The organism is Pseudoflavonifractor phocaeensis, from assembly GCF_016901735.1.
In the GTDB taxonomy this organism is placed as follows: domain Bacteria; phylum Bacillota; class Clostridia; order Oscillospirales; family Oscillospiraceae; genus Pseudoflavonifractor_A.
In genome coordinates, this window is sequence record NZ_JACLZC010000111.1 from 1 (window position 1) to 4339 (window position 4339).

6 protein-coding genes are annotated in these 4339 nt (G+C 64.3%); all 6 read left to right on the top strand.

The features are described from left to right. Positions 1 to 13: 13 nt before the first annotated feature. Positions 14 to 142 carry a hypothetical protein gene (locus H7U37_RS16465; RefSeq protein WP_420875810.1) on the top strand — a complete coding sequence of 43 codons (129 nt, stop codon included), beginning with the start codon at positions 14 to 16 and terminating at the stop codon, positions 140 to 142. Between the two features lie 13 nt (positions 143 to 155). Beyond that, a complete protein-coding gene (locus H7U37_RS14400) occupies positions 156 to 1343 on the top strand; it encodes an L-aspartate oxidase (protein ID WP_204876788.1) in 1188 nt (395 codons plus the stop codon). Next, on the top strand, positions 1340 to 2191 hold the full coding sequence (gene nadC / locus H7U37_RS14405; protein WP_204876789.1) for a carboxylating nicotinate-nucleotide diphosphorylase: 852 nt from the start codon (positions 1340 to 1342) through the stop codon (positions 2189 to 2191). Before H7U37_RS14400 ends, nadC begins: the two co-directional genes overlap by 4 nt. Before the next feature lie 76 nt (positions 2192 to 2267). Beyond that, entirely contained in the window at positions 2268 to 2774 is a 507-nt protein-coding gene (locus tag H7U37_RS14410; RefSeq protein WP_204876791.1) for a transcription repressor NadR, read from the top strand. A gap of 117 nt (positions 2775 to 2891) precedes the next feature. Then, entirely contained in the window at positions 2892 to 3374 is a 483-nt protein-coding gene (locus H7U37_RS14415; protein WP_204876793.1) for an RNA polymerase sigma factor, read from the top strand. Between the two features lie 13 nt (positions 3375 to 3387). Then, on the top strand, positions 3388 to 4339 hold a 952-nt coding region (locus tag H7U37_RS14420; protein WP_204876795.1), incomplete at its 3' end, for a hypothetical protein.

The window sequence follows — 4339 nt, forward strand, 5'->3', positions numbered from 1 at the left end:
CGTCTGCCCCGACATGAAAACCATTACCCCCCAAAAAATCCTCCAGGTCCTCCAGACCGGCGCCCATCCGGTGGAGATCGACCCGGCGCTGATGACCGCCGCCCGCCGTCCCCTGGACGAAATGCTCCGCCTGGCGCGCTGAAAGGAAGCTACATATGGAACAGTCTTATCAAGCGGTCATCGTGGGCACCGGCGTGGCCGGACTCTTCTGCTCCCTTCATCTGCCCCGCCACTGGCCAGTGCTGCTGATTACCAAATCCGACCTGGAGAGCAGCGACTCCTTTCTGGCCCAGGGCGGCATCTGTATGCTGCGGGACGAGAGCGATTACGCCGGCTATTTTGAGGACACCATGAAGGCCGGGCACTACGAAAACCGGGCGGAGTCGGTGGAACTGATGATCCGCAACTCCCAGTCGGTCATCCGCACCCTGGTGGGCTTGGGCGTGGACTTTGCCCGGGAGGCGGACGGCTCCTTCCGCTTCACCCGGGAGGGCGCCCACTCCCGCCCCCGCATCCTCTTCCACCAGGACGTCACCGGCCAGGAGATCACCTCCAAGCTGTTGGCCGAGGCCAAGCGCCGCCCCAACCTCACTCTGCTGGAATACACCGCCATGGTGGATCTCTTGGTGGAGAATGGACAGTGCTCCGGCATTCTCGCCCAATATGCCGACGGCTCCCTGCACCCCATCCGGGCGGAATACACCATCCTGGCCTCGGGGGGCATCGGCGGGCGGTACGTCCACTCCACCAACTTTCCCCACCTGACCGGCGACGCCCTGGACATCGCCGCCCGTTACGGCATCCGTCTGGAGCACCTGGACTACGTCCAATTCCACCCCACCACCCTCTATTCCACCAAGCCGGGCCGGCGGTTCCTCATCTCCGAGTCGGTCCGGGGGGAGGGCGCGGTGCTCTACAACCACAACATGGAGCGCTTTGTCAACGAGCTCCTTCCCCGTGACCTGGTCACCGCCGCCATCCGCAAGGAGATGGAGCGGGAAAAGGTCCCCTTTGTGTGGCTCTCCATGGCCCCCATCCCAAAAGAGGATATTCTGAGCCACTTCCCCAACATCTACCGCCATTGTCTGGAGGAGGGCTACGACGTCACCCGGCAGTGTATCCCGGTGGTCCCCGCCCAGCACTACTTTATGGGGGGCATCTGGGTGGACCGGGACAGCAAGACCTCCATGGACCGGCTCTTCGCCGTGGGAGAGACCAGCTGCAACGGCGTCCACGGCGCAAACCGGCTGGCCAGTAATTCCCTGCTGGAAAGCCTGGTCTTTGCCCGCCGGGCCGCCAACGCCATCACTTCATCCGTTCAGAAAGAGAGGACCAGCGCATGAATGAAATTACCATGCTCCTCCAGGCCGAGCCCCTCATCCGCTCGGCCCTGCGGGAGGACATCTCCAGCGAGGATGTGACCACCAACGCCGTCATGCCCACGGCAGTGCCGGGCACGGTGGACCTTTTGTGCAAGGAGGACGGCGTCATTGCCGGTCTGCCCGTCTTTGCCCGGGTGTTCTCTCTGCTGGACCCCGCCGCCGCGGTGGAATGCTTCTGCCGGGAGGGGGACCGGGTGACCAAGGGCCAGCGCCTGGCGGAGGTGCGGGGCGACATCCGCGCCCTCCTCTCCGGCGAGCGGGTGGCCCTCAACTTCCTCCAGCGGATGAGCGGCATCGCCACCTATACCCGGGCCGTGGCCGACCGGCTGGCGGGCACCCCCACCAAGCTGCTGGACACCCGCAAGACCACCCCCAATTTCCGCATTTTTGAAAAATACGCCGTCCGGGTGGGCGGCGGATGCAGCCACCGCTATAACCTCTCCGACGGGGTGCTCCTCAAAGACAACCACATCTCCGCCGCCGGCGGCATCGCCAACGCCGTGGCCATGGCCCGGGCCTACGCCCCCTTCGTGCGCAAGATCGAGGTGGAGGTGGAAAACCTGGACATGGTCCGCCAGGCCCTGGAGGCGGGGGCGGACATCATCATGCTGGACAACATGTCCCACGACGAGATGAGAGCGGCCGTGGCCCTCATCGACGGCCGGGCCCAGACCGAGTGCTCGGGCAACGTGACGCTGGAACGCATATCCGCTCTGGCGGATCTGGGGGTGGATTTCATCTCCTGCGGCGCGCTCACCCATTCCGCTCCCATTCTGGACCTGTCCCTCAAGCACCTGCGCCCCCTGTGACCCTATGGGCAGCGCCTCTCTTGACACGGCCCGCCTCTCCGGGATAAAATGGAACCAGAAAGGTGGGAAGGTTCACATGACGGGTACAGAACGACGGGCGGACCTGCTCCGCTGGATGCAGAGCAGCCAAGCGCCCCTTTCCGGTAAGGAGATCGCCCTGCGCTACGGCGTCAGCCGGCAGGTCATCGTTCAGGACATCGCCCTCATGCGGGCCTCCGGCTGGGAGATCCTCTCCACCAACCGGGGATATCTCCTCAATGCGCCCACCACCGTCAGCCGGGTATTCAAGGTCAACCACACCGATGAGGACCTGGAAGCAGAGCTGTGCGCCATTGTGGATCTGGGCGGCTGCGTGGAAAACGTCATGGTCCGACATCGGGTCTACGGCAGGATGGAAGCCCCCCTCCACATCAACTCCCGCCGGAAGGTGGCGGAATTTCTGGCCGACCTCCGGCAGGGCAAATCCAGCCCTTTGAAAAACATTACCTCCAACTACCACTACCATACCGTGACCGCTGACAGTCAGGAGACCCTGGACCTCATCGAAGAAGCCCTGCGGCAGCGGCATTTCCTGGTGGAGTGATTTTTGCTTTCTTTGTGCCGCAGCCCTTCCGCTGCGGCACTTTTTTTCCGCGGGGTGCAGCAATTTGCCCCTCTGCGGCGTTTGATAGGTAGAAGCACCTGACAAAGGAGGGAACCCATGGACACCACATCCCAGCCTTCCGAGCGGCTCGAACTGCTCCTCCTCACCCACGGCAATACCCTCTACCGTGCGGCGGCGGCCATTCTGGGCGATGTCTACGAGGCCCAGGACGCCGTACAGGATACCTTCCTGGCCTGGCTGGAAAAACAGCCCGACTGTCCCGACGGGGCCCACGAGCGGGCCTGGCTGCTCCGGGTAACGGTCAACAACTGCAAAAGCCGGCTCCGCTCTCCCTGGCGGCGGAAAACCGGCGCGCTGACCGAATCCCTGACCACCGAGGGGCCGGAGGAGTCCGCCCTGATGGAAGCCATTCAGACCCTGCCCGCCAAGGACCGGATTGTCCTCCATCTGCACTACTACGAGGGCTATCAGACCGGCGAGATCGCCCAGATGCTGGGCTGGCGGGAGGGCACCGTCCGTTCCCGGCTCTCCAGAGCCAGAAAACGCCTCAAAACTCTGCTCACCGACCAAATCGATTGAGAAAGGAGACCCTATGGATCTGGATATGGACCGTTACCGCAGCTATATGGACCGCCTGAAACTCTCCGCCGCCGATCACCAGCGCATTCTGGACGCCCTGGGACAGCCCAAGCCCCGGCGCTCCCTTCTGCCCCGGCTGGCCGCCTGCCTGCTGGTGGCTCTGGTGGGCGCGGGCTGCTTCCTTCTCTGGCGCAGCCACAATGCCGGGCAGGCCCTGGCACCCGGCGTCCCCTCAGCGACGCCCGCCGTCTCCGGGGACCGCTTTGCCCTCTCTCCCACCTCCGCACCCACCGATGCTCCAACCGCCGGTCAGACAGCGGGCTTTTTGGTGCCGGACCTGCCCGACGGCTACTATTTTACCGACGAATTTCTCTCCCTTCCCGACCTGACTGGCGGAGAATCCCTGTATATTTGCTCCGGCTATCCCACCGCCGATACCCAGATCTCCAGCCTGTCGGAAGGGGAACTGTGCGCCGCGCTGGGGGCCGACGACCTGACCGGGCTCTCCCTGCTGGGCTGGTCCGGCTTCACCGTCAGCGGCGCCTGGGCCAGCATTCCCGAACAGGGCGTCATCTGGGCCAAGATCTCCGGCGTGTGTGGAGAAAGTTCCTTCCGCCTCTCTCTCGCCCCGGACGCGCTGCCCCCCATGGACGAAAACTACGAGGACGCCCTCTCCTTTGAGAAAAACGGCGTTTCGGTCTCCGGTTATCTCCTCCGGGACGACCGGGACGGGGACGGCGTTCTGGACTGCCGCTATCGGGTGTCCTTCCTCCACAACGGCACAGGCGTCTATTTTGAGGCCGTCAGCCCCGACGAAACCGTCTGTCAGCTGCTGACCAAGGCCCTTCTGGCCCGGGGCACGGCGGAGGACGGCGGCTTTTCCCTGGACGGGCTGGGACAGGAGACCCCCCACACCCTGGTGGTCCAGGACCCCTTCGACGGCCAGCCCCACAGCTCCTTTATGC